Origin of the sequence: Streptomyces sp. NPDC060031 (assembly GCF_042736805.1) — a bacterium.
Taxonomy (GTDB): Bacteria; Actinomycetota; Actinomycetes; order Streptomycetales; family Streptomycetaceae; genus Streptomyces.
Genome location: NZ_JBHWVM010000069.1, coordinates 1 through 23,149 on the forward strand (window position 1 = coordinate 1; position 23,149 = coordinate 23,149).

Below are 23,149 nucleotides of genomic sequence, written 5' to 3' on the forward strand. Positions count from 1 at the left end.
GGCGGGTGCCCCGGTGGGGGCACCCGCAGCCGCCCCGCTTCGTCAGAGGTACTGACCGGTGTTGGCCACCGTGTCGATGGAGCGTCCGGTGTCCGCGCCTTGCTTTCCGGTGACGAGTGTGCGGATGAATACGATCCGCTCGCCCTTCTTTCCGGAGATTCTGGCCCAGTCGTCGGGGTTGGTGGTGTTGGGCAGGTCCTCGTTCTCCTTGAACTCGTCCACGCAGGCCTGGAGGAGGTGGGAGACGCGCAGGCCCTTTTGCTTGTGCTCGAGGAAGGCCTTGATGGCCATCTTCTTCGCACGGTCGACGATGTTCTGGATCATTGCGCCGGAGTTGAAGTCCTTGAAGTAGAGGACTTCCTTGTCGCCGTTGGCGTACGTGACCTCGAGGAAGCGGTTTTCCTCGGTTTCGGCGTACATCTGCTCGACGACGGTCTGGATCATGCTGTGGACGGTGCCGGCCGGGGAGCCCGAGTGTTCGGACAGGTCGTCCGTGTGCAGGGGCAGCGAGGCCTTGAGGTACTTGGCGAAGATGTCCTTCGCGGCCTCGGCGTCCGGGCGCTCGATCTTGATCTTCACGTCGAGCCGGCCGGGGCGCAGGATGGCCGGGTCGATCATGTCCTCGCGGTTGGAGGCGCCGATGACGATGACGTTCTCCAGGCCTTCCACGCCGTCGATCTCGGCGAGCAGCTGAGGGACGATGGTGTTTTCCACGTCCGAGCTGACTCCGGATCCGCGGGTGCGGAAGAGGGATTCCATCTCGTCGAAGAAGACGATGACGGGGGTGCCCTCGCTCGCCTTCTCGCGGGCACGCTGGAAGACGAGGCGGATGTGCCGCTCGGTCTCGCCGACGTACTTGTTGAGGAGTTCGGGGCCCTTGATGTTCAGGAAGTACGACTTCCCCTGGGCCTGGCCGGTGACTTCGGCGACCTTCTTGGCAAGGGAGTTGGCCACGGCCTTGGCGATGAGCGTCTTGCCGCAGCCGGGCGGGCCGTAGAGCAGGATGCCCTTCGGGGGACGCAGTTCGTGTTCCTTGAACAGGTCCGGGTAGAGGTACGGGAGCTCGACGGCGTCGCGGATCAGCTCGATCTGGTCGCCCAGGCCGCCGATCTTGTCGTAGTCGATGTCGGGGACCTCTTCGAGGACGAGGTCTTCGACCTCGCTCTTGGGGACGATCTCGTAGACGTAGCCGGAGCGGGGTTCGAGCAGCAGGGAGTCGCCGGGGCGGATGGTGACGTCCAGGAGCGGCTCGGCGAGCCTCACCACCCTTTCCTCGTCGGTGTGCCCGACGACCAGGGCGCGCTCGCCGTCCTCGAGGATCTCCTTGAGGGTGACGATGTCCCCGGCCCGCTCGTATGCCATGGCTTCGACCACGTTGAGGGCTTCGTTGAGCATGACCTCCTGGCCGCGCCGGAGGTCTTCCGGGTCGACGCTGGGGCTCACGTTCACGCGGAGCTTTCGGCCGCCGGTGAAGATGTCGACGGTGCCGTCCTCGTTGGTCTGCAGGAAGACACCGAAGCCGGCCGGCGGCTGTGCGAGCCGGTCTACTTCCTCTTTGAGGGCCACGATCTGGTCGCGGGCTTCGCGGAGGGTATTGGCCAGGCGCTCGTTTTGCGCGGAGACGCCGGCCAGGTTTGTCTGGAGCTCGACGATCCGCTCTTCGAGAATCCTCGTGTGTCGCGGAGAGTCGGCGAGCTTACGTCGCAGGACGGCGATTTCCTGCTCGAGAAAGGCAACCTGGCCGGCGGGGTCCTCAGACCCTCGCCCCGGCCGGATGCCGCGGTTGATGTCGTCGTCGTGGGCTGCCACGGTCCTCACCTCCTCCAAGGGGAGCTGGACGCTTCCTGACCCTACCTGGGCTGGTGGTGATTGAAACCCCTAGATCACAAAGACGGTAGAGGTGTGTCCGATCTTCACCCTTGCGTACTCCCTCACGCCAAGGAAATACCCACCCATCAACATCGGAAAGCGGCCGGTTGTAAGGTCGAACTGTTCAACACCCGTCAGGGCTCGCGCGACTTGCTGCGAGTCGTGTCCGGGATGGATCACTCAGGGCAGGGAAGTGCAGGAGATATGACCGTGCAGCAGGAGGCTCCCACGAGCGGTGCCGGCGTGGCCGGAGAACCGCTCGAGGTGTGGATCGACCAGGACCTCTGCACCGGTGACGGCATCTGCGTGCAGTACGCCCCGGAGGTGTTCGAGCTGGACATCGACGGTCTGGCGTACGTGAAGGGCGTCGGCGAGGAGCTGCTGCAGGAGGCGGGGGCGAGCACTCCGGTTCCGTTGGTTCTGCTCCAGGACGTGGTGGACTCGGCGAAGGAATGCCCGGGTGACTGCATTCACGTAAGGCGCGTTTCGGACAGGGTCGAGGTCTTCGGTCCCGACGCGGAGTGAGGGTTCAAACACTTGCGGAGCTCGAGTCCGTAAGCTCCTGGCGGAATTTCCCGCCGCTCCAGAGCCACTTGGCGAGCTGCTTCTTGTCGGGGCAGCAGCGCGGGACCTCGGGTCCGGAGTAGCCGAGGAGACTGGCGGTGACCGTTTTGTCGCGGATGGTGAGGTCGGTGGCGGTCTGTCGCCGGCCGGCGTCGAGCAGTGTGGCGACGACGCGGGGCGGGGCGCCTTCGGTTTTGTCCCGGGTGAGTACGTAGATCGCGTGCGGCGGGGTCCCCGAGCCGGCTTCGCAGCGGACGGCGGCGACCGTTTCGGGGCGGCCGTCGCCGTCGAGATCGCCTTCGGCGGTGGCGGTGACGGTCTGCGGGGCGCCCTTGCAGTCCAGCGGGTACGTGACCGCGTGCGCGTCGGGGGCGGCCGCCCGGGGGCCGCTCAGGGGGGCCGCGGTGGCGCCGGTGGCGGGATCGGGCTGGAGGAGTCCCGCGGCGGCGATGACGGCGGCCATGGCGGATGCCGTGGCGAGCCAGTGGATGGGCCTGGTGCCGGTGTGCGCCAGGGTTTCCAGTGGTGTCAGCTCGGCGGGGCTGTGCAGCACGCGGGGTGTCTCCTGTGCGAAGGGTGACGGGGAGCCAGCATCGTGCCACACCTCACACGGAGGTGGAACGGCCGGGTCCGGGGCCGGTGGCCCGGCTGCCCTGACAACGAAAAGGCGCTGTGGCGCAGTTCCCGGATCGTGCGGGGAACTGCGCCACAGCGCCTTCGTGTTGAAGGGTGCGGCTACGCGGAGCGGTCGCTGCCGGGGCCGTCGTAGTCCTCGCCGTACGCGCCCTTGGAGGGGCGGCGGCGGCGCATGGGCGGCTCGACGCCGTCGGCGAGGCGGCGGGCGGTGACGAGGAAGCCGGTGTGGCCGATCATCCGGTGGTCGGGGCGGACGGCCAGGCCCTCGACGTGCCAGTTGCGGATCATCGATTCCCAGGGCTGCGGCTCGGCGTAGCAGCCGAACTCGCGGATGGACTCCACCGTGCGCGAGAGCTGGGTGGTGGTGGCCACGTAGCAGCACAGGATGCCGCCGGGGACCAGTGCCTTGGAGACGGCCTCCAGGCATTCCCAGGGGGCGAGCATGTCGAGGATCACGCGGTCGACGTCGGTGTCGGACAGGTTGTCCTGGAGGTCGCCGACGGTCAGCTGCCACGCGGGGTGCGGGCCTCCGAAGTAGCGCTCGACGTTGGCGGTGGCGATCTCGGCGAAGTCCGCGCGGCGCTCGTAGCTGTGGAGCATGCCCTGGTCGCCGATGGCGCGCAGCAGGAAGCTGCTCAGGGAGCCGGAGCCCACACCTGCTTCCACGACGCGGGCGCCGGGGAAGATGTCGGCGAAGGCCAGGATCTGGCCCGCGTCCTTGGGGTAGACCACGGCGGCACCGCGGGGCATGGACAGGACATAGTCGGGGAGCAGGGGACGCAGCGCGAGGTACGCGACGTTGCCCGTGGTACGGACAACACTGCCCTCGGGAGCACCGATCAGCTCGTCGTGCGGGAAGGAACCCTTGTGGGTGTGGAAATTCTTCCCGGCTTCGAGCGTGAACGTGTAGTGGCGGCCCTTGGGGTCGGTGAGCTGAACCTGGTCCCCGACCTCGAAGGGCCCGCGTCGGCGGGCGGCACCGGTCGGTTCGGACATGTGACCAGTGTATTGGCTTCAGGACTGGGGCCGCGCCATGGCCTTCACGAAGGCCCTCTCGACGTCTTGGGTGGAGAGCACGCCGTAGATCTCGCCGCCGGTTTCGGTGACAAGGTATTCGGTGGCGGGGGTGGCGCGGAGGTGGTCGAGGAGTTCTTCGCCGGTGAGCTCGGCGGAGACCGTCATGCCGTCGGTGAGGTCCTGGGCGAGGGTGCTGACGGCGACCCAGGGGCGGCGGTGTTCGGGGACGGAGGCGATGGCGGTTTCGCGGACGATGGCGGTGGGGTCGCCGTGGCCGTCGACGACCACGAGGGCGCGGGCTCCGGCTTCGTTGGCGCGGCGCAGGGCCTCGGAGAGGGGGGTGGTGTTCTCGACGGGGATGGCGCGGCGGGTGAGGGTGCGGGCGCGCAGTTCGGGGAGGTGTTCGCGCAGTCGGGCCATGCGCAGGCTGTTGCCGGCGCCGGTCCAGATGATGGCGGCGAGGATCGCGGCGAGGAGGGCGTCCATGACGGTGTCCATGCCGCCGATTTCCTGGGCGGGGTTGCCGAGGGCTCCGGTGTGGGTCAGCAGGGGCAGGCCGAGCAGGACGGTGACGGCGAGGCCGCGGCCGACCCAGGCGGCGGCGATGGTGCCGGTCATGGGTTTGCCGGTGATGCCCCAGATGACGGCGCGGAGCATGCGGCCGCCGTCGAGCGGGAGGCCGGGGAGCAGGTTGAAGGCGGCGACCAGGAGGTTGGAGATCATCAGGCCGGCGAGGAGGACGCCGGGGACGGTGGCCGGGTCGACGGTCTTCATGCCGAGGTAGAAGGCGCCGGCGAGGACGAGGGAGAGCAGGGGGCCGACGAAGGCGAGGACGAATTCGCGGCCGGGGGTCTCGGACTCCTTCTCGATCTCGGAGACTCCGCCGAAGAACTGGAGCTGGATGCGGCGCACGGGCAGTTTGAAGCGGAGTGCGGCGATGGTGTGCGCGAGTTCGTGGACGAGGACGGAGGCGTAGAAGGCGACGGCGAAGAAGAGGGAGACGAGGTAGCGGGCGGGTCCGAGGTCGGGCAGGATCCGGTCGAGCTGGTCGCCGAAGACCCAGGTGATGAGGGCGGCGACGAGGAACCAGCTGGGCGAGACGTAGACGGGTACGCCGAAGGGGCGGCCCATGAGGAGTCCGCCGCCCGGTCCGGAGCGCCGGCTGGGGCGCTCGCCGGTTTCGTCGGTGTCTGCCACGGTTGTCCTTCGTTCGCTGCTGTCCGGTGCTGTGGGTGCCCCGGCGGTTTTCGTGCGTCTCCGCTCGCGTGTCGGGCCGCGCCGATCGCGCGGTGTGATGCTCCGATCATGCAGTGCGAGGGGGCTTGGCGTCGATGGTATGCGTCTGCTGTCGGTGGCGGGTCGTAGGGTTTTGTGTATGACGACGAGTCCCGGTGCTGTGCCGGCCGAAGCCGATGACGACGCTGCGCCGCGTGCGAGTGCGGTGGCGCCTTCTTCGCTGTCCCCGTCGCGGGCGAGTGATTTCATGCGGTGTCCGCTGCTGTACCGGTTCCGGGTGATCGACAAGTTGCCGGAGAAGCCGAGTCCGGCGGCGACGCGGGGGACGCTGGTGCATGCGGTGCTGGAGCGGCTCTTCGACCATCCTGCGCCGGAGCGGACTGCGCCGCGGGCCAAGGCGCTGATCCCGGGGCAGTGGGACCGGCTGCTGGAGTCGAAGCCGGAGCTGACGGAGCTGTTCCCGGCGGGGGACGAGGGGGCGGGGCTGGCGCGGTGGCTGACGGAGGCCGAGGCGCTGGTGGACCGGTGGTTCACGTTGGAGGACCCGACGCGGCTGGAGCCGGTGGAGCGGGAGTTCTTCGTGGAGACGGAGCTGGAGTCGGGGCTGCGGCTGCGCGGGATCATCGACCGGGTGGATGTGGCGCCGACGGGCGAGGTGCGGATCGTCGACTACAAGACGGGCAAGGCGCCGCGGCCGGAGTACGCCGAGGGCGCGTTGTTCCAGATGAAGTTCTATGCGCTGGTGGTGTGGCGGCTGAAGCAGGTCGTGCCGCGGCGGTTGCAGCTGGTGTACCTGGGCAGTGGGGACGTGCTGACGTACGACCCGGTGATCGAGGATCTGGAGCGGGTGGAGCGCAAGCTGCTGGCGCTGTGGGAGGCGATCCGGGAGGCGACGCTGTCGGGTGACTGGCGGCCGCGGCCGACGAAGCTGTGCGGTTGGTGTGATCATCAGGCGGTGTGTCCGGAGTTCGGCGGCACTCCCCCGGCCTATCCTCTGATGATCACCCCGCGGCCTGACACCGAGGCCTGACACCAAGGGCTGATACCGAGGCTGATCGACCCGCCGGAGCCCGATCATCGGGGCAGGGCAGAATGGGGCGGGTCCGCCGAAGCCGTTTGACGAATACGAGGTAGACCCCGTGGCGATCCGCGTCCTACTGGTCGACGACCAGCCGCTGCTGCGCACCGGCTTCCGGATGATCCTGGAGGCCGAGCAGGACCTGGCGGTCGTCGGGGAGGCCGGGGACGGTCTGCAGGCGCTGGACCAGGTGCGGGCGCTACAGCCCGATGTGGTGCTGATGGACATCCGGATGCCGCGGATGGACGGGGTGGAGGCGACCCGGCAGATCACGGGTCCGGGCCGGGACGGTCCGGCGAAGGTGCTCGTGCTGACCACCTTCGACCTCGACGAGTACGTGGTGGAGGCGCTGCGGGCGGGTGCCAGCGGTTTCCTGTTGAAGGACGCTCCCGCCAATGAGCTGGTCCAGGCGATCCGGGTGGTCGCGGGGGGTGAGGCGATGCTCGCGCCGAGCATCACGCGGCGCCTGCTGGACAAGTACGCCGGTCACCTGCCGTCGGGTGAGGAGAGCGCCCCCAACACCCTGGGGACGCTGACCGAGCGCGAGGTCGAGGTGTTGAAGCTGGTGGCGCGGGGTCTGTCGAATGCGGAGATCGCGGCGGACCTGTTCGTGAGCGAGACGACGGTCAAGACGCATGTGGGTCATGTGCTGACGAAGCTGGGCCTGCGCGACCGGGTCCAGGCCGCGGTGTACGCGTACGAGAGCGGTCTGGTGCGCCCGGGCGCTCAGTAGCCGGGGCCGGCAGCGACGACGGGCCGGCAGCCGCATCGCGCGGCTACCGGCCCGTTGCCGTGTGCGTGTCCGGGTCAGCCCTTGCTGATCTCCCAGAAGCGGAAGACGGTCGAGGCGTCGAGGGACCACTGCAGGCCGGTCACGTTCTGCCGGGTGACCGCGTACTGCTTGCCCTGCCACAGCGGCAGGATCGGGACCTCGTCGGCGACGATGTCCTGGAGGCGGTCGTAGTCCGTGTTGGCCGAGGTGCGGTCCGACTTCGCGGAGGTCGACGGGATGATCGTCCCGGTGATCTCCTTGTTGTCGTAGTTGTTGTGCAGCACGCTGTCCGGGCCGAAGAACGGCTGCGTGAAGTTGTCCGCGTCCGGGTAGTCCGGCACCCAGCCCTTCACGTACACGCCGTACTTGCCGTCCTGGATGTCCTTCTCGTACTGCTCGTACTCGACGGACTTCATGTCGGCCTCGAACAGGCCGCTGTCGTTGAGCTGCTTGGCGATGACCTGGAACTGCTGGTCGGTGGAGGGTCCGTAGCGCGACGGCGTGGAGTACAGGGTCAGCTTGACCTTGCCGTTGATGCCGGCGGCCTTGAGGACGGCCTTGGCCTTGTCCGGCTGCGGGCTGCCGCCGTAGCGGTCGAAGAAGGGGGTGGTGTGTCCGGCGATGCCGGCCGGGACGATCGAGTAGAGCGGGGCGGCGGTGCCGGCGTACACGTCCTTGACGAGCGCCTCGCGGTCCACGAGGTACGCGATGGCCTTGCGGACGGGGAGCTTGCCGACGACCGGGTCGTTGACGTTGAAGACCATGTGCTCGACCTCGGCGCCGGTGCCCTGGACGACGTCGACCTTCTGGTCGCCGGTCTTGGCCGCGGCGAGACCGGCGATGTCCTTGGCGGCCAGGCCGCGGAAGGCGAAGTCCACGTCGCCGCGCTCGAGGACCGACTTGAGGGCGGCCTGGTCGCCGTCGAAGAACTTCAGCGTCACGCCGGTGTTCTTCGCCTTGGCCTTGCCGCTGTAGGAGTCGTTGACCGAGAATCCGGCGCTCTTGTCGTTGATCGAGTCCAGCTTGTAGACACCGGAGCCGATCGCCTTGCCGTCCGTACGCAGCTTGTCGGCCGGGTACTCGGCGTGGTCGACGATGGAGCCCGCGCCCGACGCGATCTTGCTCGGGAAGGTCGCGTCGGACGTCTTGAGGCGGAAGACGACGGTCTTGTCATCGGGGGCGTCGATGCCGGCGATCGACGAGAGCATCACGGCCGGGCCGTTCTCGTCGTTGATCTTCAGCGTGCGCTCGAAGGAGAACTTGACGTCCTTCGAGGTGAGGCCGTGGCCGTTGCTGAACTTCAGGCCGCCGCGCAGGGTGCACTTGTAGAGCTTGCTGTCCCCGCCCTCGAAGGCGCAGGACTGCGCGGCGTCGGGCTCGGGCGTGGTGCCGCCCTTGGGGAAGCTGAGCAGCGACTGGAAGACGTTGTTGAAGAGCAGCCAGGAGCCCGGGTCGTAGCCCGAGGCGGGGTCGGTGGACTTGACCTTGTCGGATATGCCCATGACGACGCCCTTGCCGCTGCCGGCGTTCGAGCCCTCCGTCGAACCGCAACCGCTGAGCAGCGCGGCGGCGGTGGCAGCGCCGAGCGGGGCCGCCAACCACTGGTTACGTCTCATCACGCGAACGTCCTTCACAGTCGAACTGTTTCGTTGCGCCGGCCCGCGACATCCGCTGCCGGTTCCTTCCGTTCTCAGCCGCTGACGCCCCGGCCGAGTTCCCACAGCTGGAGGTCGGAGATGGCGTTGACCGACCACTCCACTCCGGTGATCCCGTCGCGTGCGGCGACGTACTGCTTGCCCTGCCACAGGGGCAGGACGGGTACGTCCTCGGCGACGATGTCCTGCATCTCCGTGATCGCGGGGACGGCGACGTTGCGGTCCACCGCGCGCCGGGAGTCGGGGATGAGCTTGCCTCGCACCATGGCGTTGGCGTAGGGCGTGCCCAGGAAGTTGTCCTGCTCCAGGAACGGGGCGAGGAAGTTGTCGGCGTCGGGGTAGTCGGGGAACCAGCCGAGCCCGTAGGCGGCGTAGTCGCCCTTCTTCTGCGCGGGCCGGAAGTCGTTCCAGTCGCTGCCCTGGACGCTGATGTCGAACAGCTGGGTGGAGTTGAGCTGGGCCTTGAGGGCCTCGAACTCGGCCGCGGTGCCGTCGCCGTAGTGGTCGTTGGTGTAGTTCAGCGTCAGCTTGACCGGGGTCTTGATCCCGGCGGCCTTCAGCAGGTCGGCGGCCTTGGCGGTGTTGGCCTCTCCGTACTTGTTGAAGAAGGAGTTGACGTGGCCGGTCACGGTGGTGGGGACCAGCGAGTACAGGGGCTGCGCGGACTTGCCGTACACCTTGGAGATGAGGCTGCCTCGGTCGACGGCCGCGGCGAGGGCCTGGCGTACGGCCTTTTCCTTGACGACCGGGGCCTCGGTGTTGAAGCCGAGGTAGCGGATCTCCAGGCCGGGCATCGGGACGAGCTTGACGCCCTTGGGGGGCTTGGCGGAGAGCTCGGTGATCTGGGCGGGCGACAGGGTGCGGGAGACCATCTGGATGGATCCTGCGGCGAGCGCCTTGTTCATGGCGTCGGAGTCGGCGAAGCTGCGCAGTTCGACCTTGTCGTTCTGGAGCTTGATGTCGCCCTTGTAGTGCGGGTTCTTGTTGAAGACGGCGCGGACCAGCTGGTTGCCCTTGACCTCGGCCTTCATCGTGTACGGGCCGGAGCCGTCCACGGCGAAGCCCTCGCGGAGCTTCTTGGCGTCGTAGTTCTTGGCGCTGACGATGCCGGTGGCGGGGGTGGAGAGCTTGTACGGGAAGGTCGCGTCCGGGGTCTTCAGGTGGAAGACGACGGTGTCGGCGCTCTTGGCCTCGATGGTGTCGAGGGTGGAGAGCAGCGAGGAGGGGCCGTTCTCGTCCTTGATGGCGAGGACGCGCTCGAGGGAGAACTTGACGTCCTGGGCGGTGAGCGGGTCGCCGGAGGCGAACTTGAGGCCGGGGCGCAGGGTGCAGCGGTAGCTCTCGTTGCCGGTGTCGGTGAAGCGGCAGTCGGAGGCGGCTTCCGGGACGGGCTGGCCGCCGCCGCGCGGGGTGTGCATCAGCGTCTGGACGGTCTGGCGCAGTACGTTCCAGGCGCCGGCGTCGTAGGCGTGGGCCGGGTCGAACGGGGCGGGGGCGTAGTCGGCGGCCTCGAACCGGTCGGTGGTTCCGACGACGATCGCCCCGGATCCTGCTCCTCCGCCGCTCGTGCTGCCGCATGCGGTCAGCACGGGGGTGAGCAGTCCGGCCGCGGCCGTCAGCACCATGGTCTTGCGGTTCATGCTGGAAGTACTCCCTGTAACCGGCACTTGCTCAAAGCGGCGTTGAGGGCACTTCGCGACGGTCGCCCGTTCAGGGCGGAACGATCGGGCCGGTGTTGTGACGATCGGTCCACGCGATTCCGGAACAGGGGTGTGTGTCCGGAAAGGCTGAGGTGCGGCGCGGTGCCCGGATCGACATTAGTGGCCCTGGACGGGATGGCTGGAACTGGCAGGACTTGGGGCGTAATCGCACCGTGATGGGAGCGGACGGGCTGTTCATGCGGGGGCGTTCACAGATTCGGTCAGGTGCTGATCAATCCGGACACAAGGGAAGCCCCGGCGGCCTTCGGGCACGCCTCGCGGGGGCCCCGACGGTGACGAAGGTCACCCGGGACAACTGCCGCGGAAAGGATGGAATTTCAGCCTCCGGAGCCCTTTACGGAACATCCTCCCGCGGGACCTGGGTCCCGCGGGCGTTCCGTTCGGGACGGAGCGTGTGCGGTCAGTTCATCGGAGTGATGAGGGAGCGCAGGAAGGACAGGTCCACGTCTTCCAGCGAGCGCACGACGGTGCGGCCCGGGGCGGCCTCGATCCGGCCCACCGAGGGGATGGCGACGACGCGGCAGCCCGCCGCCTCGGCGGCTGCCACGCCGGTGGCGGTGTCCTCGATGACGGCGCAGCGCGAGGGGTGCGCGCCGAGGGCCGCGGCGGCGTGCAGGTACGGGTCGGGGTGCGGCTTGGTGCGCGCCACCTCGTCGCCGGCGATCGTCATCGTGAAGCGGTCGCGCCCGAGGGTGAGCAGGACCTGGTCGATGACGCGGCGGTGCGAGGCGGAGACGAGGGCGGTGGGCACGTTGTGCCGGGCCAGCTCGCTCAGCAGCCGCTCGGCGCCGGGCATGAGGGGCACGCGGTCGGCGATGCGGGCCTCGAAGCGCTCGTTGAGCAGGACGCTGAGCTCGGCGAGGGTGATGGCGGCGCCGGTGGACTCGATCAGGAAGGCCGCGCTGCGGCTCATGGGGCCGCCCACGACGACGTCGCGCCAGGCCTCGTCGAGGCGGTGGCCCAGCTCGTGGAAGATCTCGGCCTCGATCTCCCACCAGAATCCCTCGGTGTCGACGAGGGTGCCGTCCATGTCGAGCAGCACCGCCTGCAGGGCGTGCCCGTCGGCCGTGCGGGCGACGGGGGCGGGGACGGTGCTGGTCATTCGGCACACCTCTCAAAGGGGACGAGAAGGCCGGTCACCTTCCCCCGGGACGAGCCCGGGGGAACAGGCGACCGGCCTGTATGGGACCGACAAGTGTACGTCGGCCCGCCTCAGCGTGCGTTGAAATACTTCGCTTCCGGGTGGTGAATCACAAGGGCGTCGGTGGATTGCTCCGGGTGGAGCTGGAATTCCTCCGACAGGTGGACCCCGATCCGCTCCGGCTGGAGCAGATCGGCGATCTTGGCGCGGTCCTCCAGGTCGGGGCAGGCGCCGTAGCCCAGCGAGAAGCGGGCGCCGCGGTACTTCAGGTCGAACATGTCCGCGACCTGGGCCGGGTCCTCGCCGCCGAATCCGAGCTCGGCGCGGACGCGGGCGTGCCAGTACTCGGCCATGGCCTCGGCGAGCTGGACGGACAGTCCGTGCAGTTCCAGGTACTCGCGGTAGGAGTCGGACTCGAACAGCTTGGCCGTGGCCTCGCCGATCTTCGAGCCCACGGTGACGACCTGGAGGCCGACGACGTCAATCTCGCCGGACTCCTCCGGGCGGAAGAAGTCGGCGAGGCACAGGCGGCGGCCGCGGCGCTGGCGCGGGAAGGTGAAGCGGGTCCGCTCGTTGCCCTGTTCGTCGAGGATGATCAGGTCCTCGCCCTTGGAGACGCAGGGGAAGTACCCGTAGACCACGGCCGCTTCCAGCAGGTTCTCGGTGTGCAGCTTGTCCAGGAGGCCGCGCAGCCGCGGCCGGCCCTCGGTCTCGACGAGCTCCTCGTACGTCGCTCCGCCCGCGCGGGCCTGCTTGAGGCCCCACTGGCCCTTGAACAGGGCGCCCTCGTCGAGCCAGGAGGCGTAGTCCTTGAGCGGGATGCCCTTGACCACGCGGGTGCCCCAGAACGGCGGGGTGGGGACGGGGTTGTCGGTGGCGACGTCGGAGCGGCCGCCGGACTCCTGCGGCTCGTCCGCCGGGACGGCCGGAGCGTCACGCCTGGCGACGCGGCGCTGCTTGAGCTCGGGCAGGCTGGCGCCGGGGACGCCGCGCTTGACGGCGATGAGGGCGTCCATCAGGCGCAGGCCCTCGAAGGCGTCGCGGGCGTAGCGGACCTCGCCCTCGTAGATCTCGTGGAGGTCCTGCTCGACGTAGGCGCGGGTCAGGGCGGCGCCGCCCAGGATCACCGGGTAGTCGGCGGCCAGCTTGCGCTGGTTGAGCTCCTGAAGGTTCTCCTTCATGATCACGGTGGACTTCACGAGGAGGCCGGACATGCCGATGACGTCGGCCTTGTGCTCCTGCGCGGCTTCGAGGATCGCGGAGACCGGCTGCTTGATGCCGATGTTGACGACGTTGTAGCCGTTGTTGGTCAGGATGATGTCGACGAGGTTCTTGCCGATGTCGTGGACGTCGCCGCGGACGGTGGCGAGCACGATGGTGCCCTTGCCCTCGTCATCGGTCTTCTCCATGTGCGGTTCGAGGTAGGCGACGGCCGTCTTCATGACCTCGGCGGACTGCAGGACGAAGGGCAGCTGCATCTGGCCGGAGCCGAAGAGCTCCCCGACCGTCTTCATGCCCTCCAGGAGGGTGTCGTTGACGATGTCGAGGGCGGGGCGGGTCTGCAGGGCCTCGTGGAGGTCGGTCTCCAGGCCGTTCTTCTCGCCGTCGATGATGCGGCGCTGGAGCCGCTCGTCCAGCGGCAGGGCGAGGAGTTCCTCGGCGCGGCCGGCCTTCATCGACTTGGTGTTGACGCCCTCGAACAGCGCCATCAGCTTCTGGAGCGGGTCGTAGCCCTCGGCGCGCCGGTCGTGGATCAGGTCGAGGGCGGTGGTGACCTGCTCTTCGTCGAACCGGGCGATCGGCAGGATCTTGGAGGCGTGGACGATGGCGGAGTCCAGGCCGGCCTTGACGCACTCGTCGAGGAAGACGGAGTTCAGCAGGACGCGGGCGGCCGGGTTGAGGCCGAAGGAGATGTTCGACAGGCCGAGGGTGGTCTGGACGTCCGGGTGGCGGCGCTTGAGCTCGCGGATCGACTCGATCGTGGCGATGCCGTCCCTGCGGGACTCCTCCTGGCCGGTGCAGATGGTGAAGGTCAGGGTGTCGATGAGGATGTCCGACTCGCGGATCCCCCAGTTCCCCGTGAGGTCGTCGATCAGGCGTTCGGCGATGGCGACCTTGTGCTCGACGGTGCGGGCCTGGCCCTCCTCGTCGATGGTCAGCGCGATGAGCGCGGCGCCGTGCTCCCGGGCGAGGCCGGTGACCTTGGCGAAGCGGGACTCGGGGCCGTCGCCGTCCTCGTAGTTCACGGAGTTGATGACGGCGCGGCCGCCCAGCTTCTCCAGGCCCGCCTGGAGGACGGGAACCTCGGTGGAGTCCAGGACGATCGGCAGCGTGGAGGCGGTCGCGAAGCGGCCGGCGAGCTCCTGCATGTCGGCGACGCCGTCGCGGCCGACGTAGTCCACGCAGAGGTCGAGCATGTGCGCGCCCTCGCGGATCTGGTCGCGCGCCATCTCCACGCAGTCGTCCCAGCGGGCTTCCAGCATGGCCTCGCGGAACTTCTTCGAACCGTTGGCGTTCGTGCGCTCGCCGATCGCCATGAACGAGGTGTCCTGGCGGAACGGCACGGTCTGGTAGAGCGAGGCGGCGCCGGGCTCGGGCTGGGGGGTGCGCTCGGTGACGGCGGTGCCGCGGACCCGCTCCACGACCTGGCGCAGGTGCTCGGGGGTGGTGCCGCAGCAGCCGCCGACCAGGGAGAGCCCGTACTCGCGGACGAAGGTCTCCTGGGCGTCGGCGAGCTCGGGGGCGGTCAGCGGGTAGTGCGCGCCGTCCTTGGTGAGGATGGGCAGGCCGGCGTTGGGCATGCAGGAGAGCGGGATGCGGGCGTTGCGCGCGAGGTAGCGCAGGTGCTCGCTCATCTCGGCGGGGCCGGTCGCGCAGTTCAGGCCGATCATGTCGATGCCGAGCGGCTCCAGGGCCGTCAGGGCGGCGCCGATCTCGGAGCCGAGCAGCATGGTGCCGGTGGTCTCGACGGTGACGGAGCAGATCAGCGGGACCGAGACGCCGAGCCGCTCCATGGCGCGGCGGGCGCCGATGATGGAGGACTTGGTCTGCAGGAGGTCCTGGGTGGTCTCGACGAGCAGCGCGTCGGCGCCGCCGGAGATCAGGCCCTCGGCGTTGATCTGGTAGGCGTCGCGGATCTGCGCGTAGGTGATGTGGCCCAGGGTCGGCAGCTTGGTGCCGGGGCCGATGGAGCCGAGCACCCAGCGCTGCTGTCCGGTGGAGGCGGTGAACTCGTCGGCGACCTCGCGGGCGATGCGGGCGCCGGCCTCGGAGAGCTCGAAGTTGCGTTCGGCGATGTCGTACTCGGCGAGGGCCGCGTAGTTCGCGCCGAAGGTGTTGGTCTCGACGCAGTCCACGCCCACCGAGTAGTACGCCTCGTGGACCGAGCGCACGATGTCGGGCCGGGTGACGTTGAGGACCTCGTTGCAGCCCTCGAGCTGCTGGAAGTCCGCCATCGAGGGGTCCTGCGCCTGGAGCATCGTTCCCATGGCCCCGTCGGCGACGACCACACGGGTCGCCAGTGCCTCTCGGAGGGCATCGGCCCGGGTCTGGGTGTCAGCGGGCGGGTTCGGCAGCGAGGCCATGGTTGTGCTCCCTGGGATGCGACGGCTGTCGGCTTTGCACCCCCTCTGTGTCAAGGGTGCACGCGGTCAGCGTAACCGCGTGGTGGCGGCCCCGGTGGGGGCGTCCCACGTGGCGGACGGCATTCTGTGCCAGGGGTGTCCGGCAGGTGGCGGGGAGCCGTCCTGCCCCGGGAACGGGCTCGAATGCTTCTCCCACGGTGCAAAGGGTCGACATCGACCGATACTGTTCAGCATTGTCGAACTACGTCAGCAGGAGGCTGCGCGATGGCACGGAACATCCAGTCGCTCGAACGAGCCGCTGCGATGCTGCGGCTCCTGGCGGGCGGCGAGCGCCGGCTGGGACTGTCGGACGTGGCGTCGTCCCTGGGTCTGGCCAAGGGCACGGCCCACGGGATCCTGCGCACCCTGCAGGCCGAGGGCTTCGTGGAGCAGGACCCGGCCTCCGGGCGCTATCAGCTCGGCGCGGAGCTGCTGCGCCTGGGCAACAGCTACCTGGACGTGCACGAGCTGCGCGCCCGGGCCCTGGTGTGGACGGACGACCTGGCGCGCGCGAGCGGCGAGAGCGTGTACGTGGGGGTGCTGCACAAGAGCGGGGTGCTGATCATGCACCACGTGTTCCGGCCCGACGACAGCCGCCAGGTGCTGGAGGTGGGGGCCATGCAGCCGCTGCACTCCACGGCGCTGGGCAAGGTCCTGGCGGCGTACGACCCGGTCGCGCACACCCAGGCCATGGAGGTGGAGCGCGAGGCGTTCACCCCGCGCACGGTCACCGACGCCGCGGGGTTCGAAGAGGTCTTGGAGCTGACGCGGGCCCGCGGCTGGGCCGCGGATGTCGAGGAGACCTGGGACGGCATCGCCTCGGTGGCCGCGCCCATACACGACCGGCGCCGCATGCCGGTCGGCGCGGTGGCGGTCGCGGGCGCCGTGGAGCGGGTCTGCGGGGAGTCCGGGGAGCCCCGGGCGGCGCTCGTGGCGTCCGTGCGGGACTGTGCGCGTGCGGTTTCACGCGATCTCGGCGCGGGCCGGTTCTGAGCCCCCTATAGGCCCTTTAAGGCCAGTTCCTGGCCTCTTTCTGCCCTCTTTTCGCCATATCCCGGCCATCGGATGGCCGGATTTGTTCGATCGCACCGCGTGGTAACGATCCGACACTTTGGCCTGGCCAACCCTTGACGCCTTCTTCACTTCAGCGGAAAACTGCCGTTCACCGGTCGGCATTGTCGAACACCTAACGGCAAACGCGTTAGGGTAGGGCGAGGCCAAGGACCGGTGCAGCACTCACCGAGTGCGCGGGCCGCCGGACGGGACCGGTGACCGCTCACCCCCTGAACGACAAAGGAGTCGCGGGTGTCCAGCTCCGACATCTTCATCGGCGAGACCATCGGTACCGCCCTGCTCACACTGCTCGGTGGTGGCGTGTGCGCCGCCGTGACCCTCAAGAGCTCCAAGGCCCGCAACGCGGGCTGGCTGGCCATCACGTTCGGCTGGGGCTTCGCCGTCCTGATAGCCGCGTACGTCTCCGCGCCGCTCTCCGGCGCGCACCTCAACCCCGCGGTCACCGTCGGCCTCGCCGTCAAGACCGGCGAGTGGAATGACGTGCCGGTCTACCTCGCCGGCCAGCTGCTCGGCGCGATGCTCGGCGCGGTCCTGATGTGGGTCACGTACTACGGCCAGTTCCGCGTGCACCTGGCGGACCCGGAGCACATCCGCGACGCCAAGCTGGGTCCCGAGGACCCGCACCCGCACGATGTGGCCGGTCCGGTGCTCGGCGTCTTCTCCACGGGCCCCGAGATCCGTAATGTCGTCCAGAACCTCGCCACCGAGATCATAGGCACCGCCGTCCTGGTCCTGGCCATCCTCACCCAGGGCCTCCAGGACGACGGCAAGGGCCTCGGTGTCATCGGTGTCCTGATCACCTCGTTCGTCGTCGTCGGCATCGGCCTGTCGCTCGGCGGCCCGACCGGCTATGCCATCAACCCGGTGCGCGACCTCGGTCCGCGCATCGTGCACGCCCTGCTGCCGCTGCCCAACAAGGGCGGCTCGGACTGGGGATACTCCTGGATCCCGGTGGTCGGCCCGCTCGTCGGTGCCCTCGCCGCCGGCGGTCTGTACAACATCGCGTTCGCCTGATCAGCACCGGCCGCGTTCGCAAGATCCGCACCGCACCTGAATCTGCCTACCTAGAGACCTGCCAGGAGCAGCCATCATGACCAGCAGCACCGGCCCCTTCATCGCCGCGATCGACCAGGGCACCACCTCCTCCCGCTGCATCGTCTTCGACCGCGACGGGCGCATCGTCGCCGTCGACCAGAAGGAGCACGAGCAGATCTTCCCGAAGCCGGGCTGGGTGGAGCACGACGCCGCCGAGATCTGGACCAACGTGCAGGAGGTCGTCGCCGGCGCGATGGCCAAGGCCGAGATCACCGCGGCGGACGTCAAGGCCGTCGGCATCACCAACCAGCGCGAGACCACCCTCCTGTGGGACAGGAACACCGGCGAGCCGGTCCACAACGCGCTGGTCTGGCAGGACACCCGCACCGACGGCCTGTGCAAGGAACTCGGCCGCAACGTCGGCCAGGACCGCTTCCGCCGCGAGACCGGCCTGCCGCTGGCGAGCTACTTCGCCGGTCCCAAGGTCCGCTGGCTGCTCGACAACGTCGAGGGCCTGCGCGAGCGTGCCGAGGCCGGCGACATCCTCTTCGGCACCATGGACTCGTGGGTGATCTGGAACCTCACGGGCGGCGCCGAGGGCGGTGCCCACGTCACCGACGTCACCAACGCCTCGCGCACCATGCTGATGAACCTGCACACCCTGGCCTGGGACGACAAGATCGCCGAGTCCATGGGCGTCCCGCTCAACGTCCTCCCGGAGATCAAGTCCTCCGCCGAGGTCTACGGCCACGTCAAGGAGGGCGTCCTCGCCGGCGTCCCGGTCGCCTCGGCGCTCGGTGACCAGCAGGCCGCGCTGTTCGGCCAGACCTGTTTCGCCGAGGGCGAGGCGAAGTCCACGTACGGCACCGGCACGTTCATGCTGATGAACACCGGCGACAAGATCATCAACTCCTACAGCGGCCTGCTGACCACGGTCGGCTACCAGATCGGCGACGAGAAGCCGGTCTACGCGCTGGAGGGCTCCATCGCCGTCACCGGCTCGCTCGTCCAGTGGATGCGCGACCAGATGGGCCTGATCAAGTCCGCGGCCGAGATCGAGACCCTCGCCTCCTCCGTCGAGGACAACGGCGGCGCGTACTTCGTGCCGGCCTTCTCCGGCCTGTTCGCCCCGTACTGGCGCTCCGACGCCCGCGGTGTGATCACCGGCCTCACCCGGTACGTCACCAAGGCGCACATCGCCCGTGCCGTCCTGGAGGCCACCGCCTGGCAGACCCGCGAGATCACCGACGCCATGACCAAGGACTCGGGCGTCGAGCTCACCGCCCTCAAGGTCGACGGCGGCATGACCTCCAACAACCTGCTGATGCAGACGCTCTCGGACTTCCTGGACGCCCCCGTGGTGCGCCCGATGGTCGCCGAGACCACCTGCCTCGGCGCCGCCTACGCCGCCGGCCTGGCCGTCGGCTTCTGGCCCGACACCGACGCCCTGCGCGCCAACTGGCGCCGCGCGGCGGAGTGGACCCCGCGGATGCCCGCCGAGCAGCGGGACCGCGAATACAAGAGCTGGCTCAAGGCCGTCGAGCGGTCCATGGGCTGGGTCGACGACGAAGACGCCAGCTGACCGCACAGCCGGCGCAATCGACGAGTAAGTAGGAGCAAGGGATATGAGCAGCCTGCAGAGCGTGACCGCACTGGGCACGCACCCGACCGCCGGCTCGAACGCGAGCCGCGCCGAGACCCGTGAGCAGCTGGCGAAGGCCACGTACGACCTGCTGGTCATCGGCGGTGGAATCCTGGGCACCTCGGTGGCCTGGCACGCCGCGCAGTCGGGTCTGCGGGTCGCCATGGTGGACGCCGGCGACTTCGCCGGCGCCACCTCCTCGGCCTCCTCCAAGCTCGTCCACGGCGGCCTGCGCTACCTGCAGACCGGCGCGGTCAAGCTGGTCGCCGAGAACCACCACGAGCGCCGGGTGCTGGCCAAGGACGTGGCCCCGCACCTGGTCAACCCGCTCACCTTCTACCTCCCGGTGTACAAGGGCGGGCCGGTCGGCGCCGCGAAGCTGGGCGCGGGCGTGTTCGCGTACTCGGCGCTGTCCGCCTTCGGCGACGGCATGGGCAAGGTCATATCGCCGGCCCGTGCCGCCGCCGACAACCCGGGTCTGAAGACGGACAACCTCAAGGCCGTGGCCGTCTACTACGACCACCAGATGAACGACTCCCGCGTCGCCGTCATGACGGTCCGCGCGGCCGTCGAGTCCGGCGCGGTCGTCCTCAACCACGCCGAGGTCACCGGCCTGCGCATGACGCGCGGCCGGGTCTCCGGCGCCGAGCTCAAGGACCGTCTCGACGGCACCGAGTTCGGAGTGGACGCGCGCGTCGTGCTCAACGCCACCGGCCCGTGGGTGGACCACCTGCGGCGCATGGAAGACAAGCACTCGATGCCGTCGATCCGCCTCTCCAAGGGCGCGCACATCGTGATGAAGCGCAAGTCGCCGTGGAAGGCCGCCATGGCCACCCCGATCGACAAGTACCGCATCACCTTCGCCCTGCCGTGGGAGGACCAGCTGCTGCTCGGCACCACCGACGAGGTGTACGAGGGCGACCCGGCGGACGTGCGTGCCACCGAGGCCGACATCCAGCAGATCCTGGACGAGGCGGCCTTCTCGGTGAAGGACGCCGACCTCGACCGCTCGCTGATGACGTACGCCTTCGCGGGCCTGCGGGTGCTGCCCGGCGGTCCCGGCGGCGTCGAGAAGGCCAAGCGCGAGACGGTCGTCTCCGAGGGCGCGGGCGGCATGCTGTCCGTGGCCGGCGGCAAGTGGACCACGTACCGCCACATCGGCCGCGTGGTCATGGACAAGCTGGCGAAGCTCCCGGGCAGCCCGCTGACCGAGGACATGGAGCCGGTCAAGTCGCTGGTGCGCCGGATCGCGCTGCCCGGTGTCGCCAACCCCAACGCGGTCGCGCACCGGCTGCTGGTGGACCATGAGCCGGGTGCCCGGATGGACCCGCTGACCGCGCGCCACCTGGCCTCGCACTACGGCTCGCTGGCCTTCGACATCGCGCGCCTGGCGAACGAGGACCCGGCGCTGGCCGAGCGCATCCACCCGGACGGTCCGGAGATCTGGGCGCAGGTCGCCTACGCCCGGGACAACGAGTGGGCCGAGACGGTCGACGACGTGCTGCGCCGCCGTACGACGGTCACGATCCGGGGCCTGGACAACGAAGAGGTCCGCGGCCGGGTCGAGGACATGCTGGGCCGCAAGGCATAGCAGGCTCGGCAGGTGGGCAGAGGGGCGGTTCCGAGGGGAACCGCCCCTCTGTCGTGGGCTGTGGTTGGTGTCGTATCAAGGCTTAGGCTGACCCACGTACGCAAGGGAACTTCGGAAGGAGACCTGGGTGATCGAGCTTGAGGGCGTGCCCGAGCTGATCGACCCGGTCATGGTGGCCGCGTTCGAGGGCTGGAACGACGCGGGTGACGCGGCCTCCGGTGCGGTCGCGCACCTGGACCGGGAGTGGAAGGGCGAGGTCTTCGCGGCTCTGGACGCCGAGGACTACTACGACTTCCAGGTCAACCGGCCGACGGTGTGGCTGGACAACGGGGTACGGAAGATCACGTGGCCGACGACGCGGCTGTCGGTGGTCCGGATCGGCGGTGCCAAGCCGCGGGACCTGGTGCTGGTGCGCGGGATCGAACCGTCCATGCGGTGGCGGTCGTTCTGCAACGAGATCCTCGGCTTCGCGCACGAACTGGGCGTGGAGATGGTGGTCATCCTGGGCGCGCTGCTCGGCGACACCCCTCACACGCGGCCGGTGCCGGTGAGCGGGGTGACCTCGGACGCGGACCTGGCGCGGACGATGGACCTGGAGGAGACGAAGTACGAGGGCCCGACGGGGATCGTGGGCGTGCTCCAGGAGGCGTGCACGCACGCGGGGGTTCCGGCGGTGTCGCTGTGGGCTGCGGTGCCGCACTACGTGTCGCAGCCGCCGAACCCGAAGGCGACGCTGGCCTTGCTGAACCGGCTGGAGGATCTGATCGACATCCGGATCCCGCTGGGCGAACTCCCCGAGGACGCGCGGGCGTGGCAGCTCGGCGTGGACCAACTGGCCGCCGAGGACAGCGAGGTGGCGGAGTACGTCCAGACGCTCGAGGAAGCGCGCGACACGGCGGACCTCCCGGAGGCCTCGGGCGACGCCATCGCGCGGGAGTTCGAGCGGTACCTGCGCCGCCGCGACCCGTCCGCCACCCCGGAGCCGGGCGACGGCTCGTACCTCCGGGACACCTCCGGCGGCCTGCCCCTCCCGCCGAAGCGCAAGACGGACCCGGAGCCCCCCGAGGAGCCCCCGTCCACCGCCCCGGACGAGGACGGGACGCCCCCGGAGGCGTAGCCGGGTGACCGAAAACGCCTGAGGGGCCGCGCATGCGCGGCCCCTCAGGCGTTCTGCGTGTCCGTGTGGAGCGTTACAGCGCCACGCCCAGCAGGGCGTCCACCGTGCGGGAGACCAGACCCGGGGCCGACTCGTCGTCCGCCTCCACGTCCGGGTCCGCGTCCGAGGCGAGCTGGAGCTCGGCCCAGCGGTCCACGGCTGCCAGCGCGGCAGGGGCGTCCAGGTCGCGGGAGAGGGCCTCACGGACCTCCTCGACCAGGGCGTCCGCCGGCACTCCGTCCGGGCGGGACACGGCCGCACGCCACCGCTCCAGGCGGGCCTGCGCCTCGGCGAGGACGTCGTCCGTCCACTCCCAGTCGGCGCGGTAGTGGTGGGACAGCAGCGCGAGGCGGATCGCCGCCGGGTCGACACCCGCGCGCCGCAGGGCGGACACGAAGACCAGGTTGCCCTTGGACTTCGACATCTTCTCGCCGTGCAGGGCGACCATGCCCGCGTGCACGTACGCCTTGGCCATCGGGAACTCGCCCGTCAGTGCCTGCGCGTGCGAGGCGCCCATCTCGTGGTGCGGGAACGCCAGGTCCGAGCCGCCGCCCTGGATGTCGAAGCCCATGCCCAGGTGGTCCAGGGCGATGGCCACGCACTCGATGTGCCAGCCGGGCCGGCCGCGCCCCAGCGAGGCGCCGTCCCAGCTCGGCTCGCCCTCACGGGCGGCCATCCACAGCATCGGGTCGAGCGGGTTCTTCTTGCCCGGGCGCTCCGGGTCCCCGCCGCGCTCCGCCGACAGCAGGCGCATCGCCTCGGCGTCGAGGTGGGAGACCCCGCCGAAGTGCGGGTCGGACTCCACCGAGAAGTAGACGTCGCCGTCGAGGTCGTAGGCGGCGCCCGCGTCCCGCAGCCGCTCCACCAGCGGCACGATGCCCGGTATGGCCTCGACGGCTCCGATGTAGTGCTGCGGCGGCAGCATCCGCAGGGCGGTCATGTCCTCGCGGAAGAGGGCCGTCTCGCGTTCGGCGAGCTCGGTCCAGTCCTGGTTGTCGCGCAGCGCACGCTCCAGCAGGGGGTCGTCGACGTCCGTCACGTTCTGGACGTAGTGAATCTGCCGCTTGGTGTCGAGCCACACGCGCTGCACGAGGTCGAACGCGTTGTAGGTCGCCGCGTGACCGATGTGGGTCGCGTCGTACGGGGTGATTCCGCAGACGTAGATACGGGCGACGGGACCGGGGGCGAGGGTGATCGTCCCCTGGGTCGCGGTGTCGTGGATCTGGAGGTCGCGGCCCTTGCCAGGCAGGGCGGGGACCTCAGAAGCGGGCCAGGCATGCATGTCTCGAGCGTAACCGGACGCGTGTTCATCAAACGAACCGGACCTGCACTGTTGGCC

17 protein-coding genes are annotated in these 23,149 nt (G+C 69.4%); 8 read left to right on the top strand and 9 right to left on the bottom strand.

The window, feature by feature from the left end; genetic code table 11:
• Positions 1-42 precede the first annotated feature (42 nt).
• Complete coding sequence (arc, locus tag ACFWB8_RS26335; RefSeq protein ID WP_385231932.1) at positions 43-1,809, bottom strand: proteasome ATPase; 1,767 nt, start codon at positions 1,807-1,809, stop codon at positions 43-45.
• 264 nt (positions 1,810-2,073) lie between these two features.
• Here arc and ACFWB8_RS26340 point away from each other — a divergent pair, with 264 nt between their 5' ends.
• Positions 2,074-2,394 (top strand): ferredoxin, encoded by a 321-nt coding sequence (locus ACFWB8_RS26340; protein WP_385231935.1) that lies wholly within the window; start codon positions 2,074-2,076, stop codon positions 2,392-2,394.
• A gap of 4 nt (positions 2,395-2,398) precedes the next feature.
• Here the strand turns inward: ACFWB8_RS26340 and ACFWB8_RS26345 are convergent, their stop codons facing one another.
• The 3 genes from ACFWB8_RS26345 to ACFWB8_RS26355 all read right to left on the bottom strand — a co-directional run bounded on the left by ACFWB8_RS26345 (position 2,399) and on the right by ACFWB8_RS26355 (position 5,217).
• Entirely contained in the window at positions 2,399-2,986 is a 588-nt protein-coding gene (locus ACFWB8_RS26345) for a hypothetical protein (RefSeq protein WP_385231938.1), read from the bottom strand.
• A 182-nt stretch (positions 2,987-3,168) separates the two neighbouring features.
• Positions 3,169-4,065, bottom strand: a complete 897-nt coding sequence (locus ACFWB8_RS26350) for a tRNA (adenine-N1)-methyltransferase (RefSeq protein ID WP_030233594.1) — start codon at positions 4,063-4,065, stop codon at positions 3,169-3,171.
• Between the two features lie 18 nt (positions 4,066-4,083).
• Positions 4,084-5,217 (bottom strand): site-2 protease family protein, encoded by a 1,134-nt coding sequence (locus ACFWB8_RS26355; RefSeq protein WP_385232018.1) that lies wholly within the window; start codon positions 5,215-5,217, stop codon positions 4,084-4,086.
• A 244-nt stretch (positions 5,218-5,461) separates the two neighbouring features.
• Between ACFWB8_RS26355 and ACFWB8_RS26360 the strand changes: the two genes are divergently transcribed.
• A complete protein-coding gene (locus tag ACFWB8_RS26360; protein ID WP_385232021.1) occupies positions 5,462-6,352 on the top strand; it encodes a RecB family exonuclease in 891 nt (296 codons plus the stop codon).
• 109 nt (positions 6,353-6,461) lie between these two features.
• The gene (locus ACFWB8_RS26365) at positions 6,462-7,133 is read left to right on the top strand and encodes a response regulator (RefSeq protein ID WP_385231942.1); all 672 of its coding nucleotides are present in this window, start codon (positions 6,462-6,464) and stop codon (positions 7,131-7,133) included.
• 74 nt (positions 7,134-7,207) lie between these two features.
• Here the strand turns inward: ACFWB8_RS26365 and ACFWB8_RS26370 are convergent, their stop codons facing one another.
• The 4 genes from ACFWB8_RS26370 to metH all read right to left on the bottom strand — a co-directional run bounded on the left by ACFWB8_RS26370 (position 7,208) and on the right by metH (position 15,273).
• Complete coding sequence (locus ACFWB8_RS26370) at positions 7,208-8,788, bottom strand: ABC transporter substrate-binding protein (RefSeq protein ID WP_385231945.1); 1,581 nt, start codon at positions 8,786-8,788, stop codon at positions 7,208-7,210.
• Between the two features lie 74 nt (positions 8,789-8,862).
• Positions 8,863-10,467 (bottom strand): ABC transporter substrate-binding protein, encoded by a 1,605-nt coding sequence (locus ACFWB8_RS26375; RefSeq protein WP_385231948.1) that lies wholly within the window; start codon positions 10,465-10,467, stop codon positions 8,863-8,865.
• 481 nt (positions 10,468-10,948) lie between these two features.
• Positions 10,949-11,650 (bottom strand): HAD family hydrolase, encoded by a 702-nt coding sequence (locus ACFWB8_RS26380; RefSeq protein ID WP_385231951.1) that lies wholly within the window; start codon positions 11,648-11,650, stop codon positions 10,949-10,951.
• 110 nt (positions 11,651-11,760) lie between these two features.
• Positions 11,761-15,273, bottom strand: a complete 3,513-nt coding sequence (metH, locus tag ACFWB8_RS26385; RefSeq protein ID WP_385231954.1) for a methionine synthase — start codon at positions 15,271-15,273, stop codon at positions 11,761-11,763.
• Between the two features lie 264 nt (positions 15,274-15,537).
• On the opposite strand from metH, the gene ACFWB8_RS26390 reads away from it, so the two are divergent.
• The 5 genes from ACFWB8_RS26390 (at position 15,538) to ACFWB8_RS26410 (ending at position 21,771) form a co-directional block, all read left to right on the top strand.
• Positions 15,538-16,305, top strand: coding sequence for an IclR family transcriptional regulator (locus ACFWB8_RS26390; RefSeq protein WP_385231957.1), 768 nt, complete (start codon positions 15,538-15,540; stop codon positions 16,303-16,305).
• A 312-nt stretch (positions 16,306-16,617) separates the two neighbouring features.
• The gene (locus tag ACFWB8_RS26395) at positions 16,618-17,400 is read left to right on the top strand and encodes an MIP/aquaporin family protein (RefSeq protein ID WP_385231959.1); all 783 of its coding nucleotides are present in this window, start codon (positions 16,618-16,620) and stop codon (positions 17,398-17,400) included.
• A 76-nt stretch (positions 17,401-17,476) separates the two neighbouring features.
• Positions 17,477-19,003: a glycerol kinase GlpK gene (gene glpK / locus ACFWB8_RS26400; protein WP_385231961.1), complete on the top strand. Its 1,527-nt coding sequence runs from the start codon at positions 17,477-17,479 to the stop codon at positions 19,001-19,003.
• A 43-nt stretch (positions 19,004-19,046) separates the two neighbouring features.
• Positions 19,047-20,654, top strand: coding sequence for an FAD-dependent oxidoreductase (locus tag ACFWB8_RS26405; RefSeq protein ID WP_385231964.1), 1,608 nt, complete (start codon positions 19,047-19,049; stop codon positions 20,652-20,654).
• Positions 20,655-20,781: 127 nt separating this feature from the next.
• A complete protein-coding gene (locus ACFWB8_RS26410) occupies positions 20,782-21,771 on the top strand; it encodes a PAC2 family protein (protein WP_385231967.1) in 990 nt (329 codons plus the stop codon).
• A 73-nt stretch (positions 21,772-21,844) separates the two neighbouring features.
• Here the strand turns inward: ACFWB8_RS26410 and mshC are convergent, their stop codons facing one another.
• Positions 21,845-23,092, bottom strand: a complete 1,248-nt coding sequence (mshC, locus tag ACFWB8_RS26415; RefSeq protein ID WP_385231970.1) for a cysteine--1-D-myo-inosityl 2-amino-2-deoxy-alpha-D-glucopyranoside ligase — start codon at positions 23,090-23,092, stop codon at positions 21,845-21,847.
• Between the last annotated feature and the right edge of the window lie 57 nt (positions 23,093-23,149).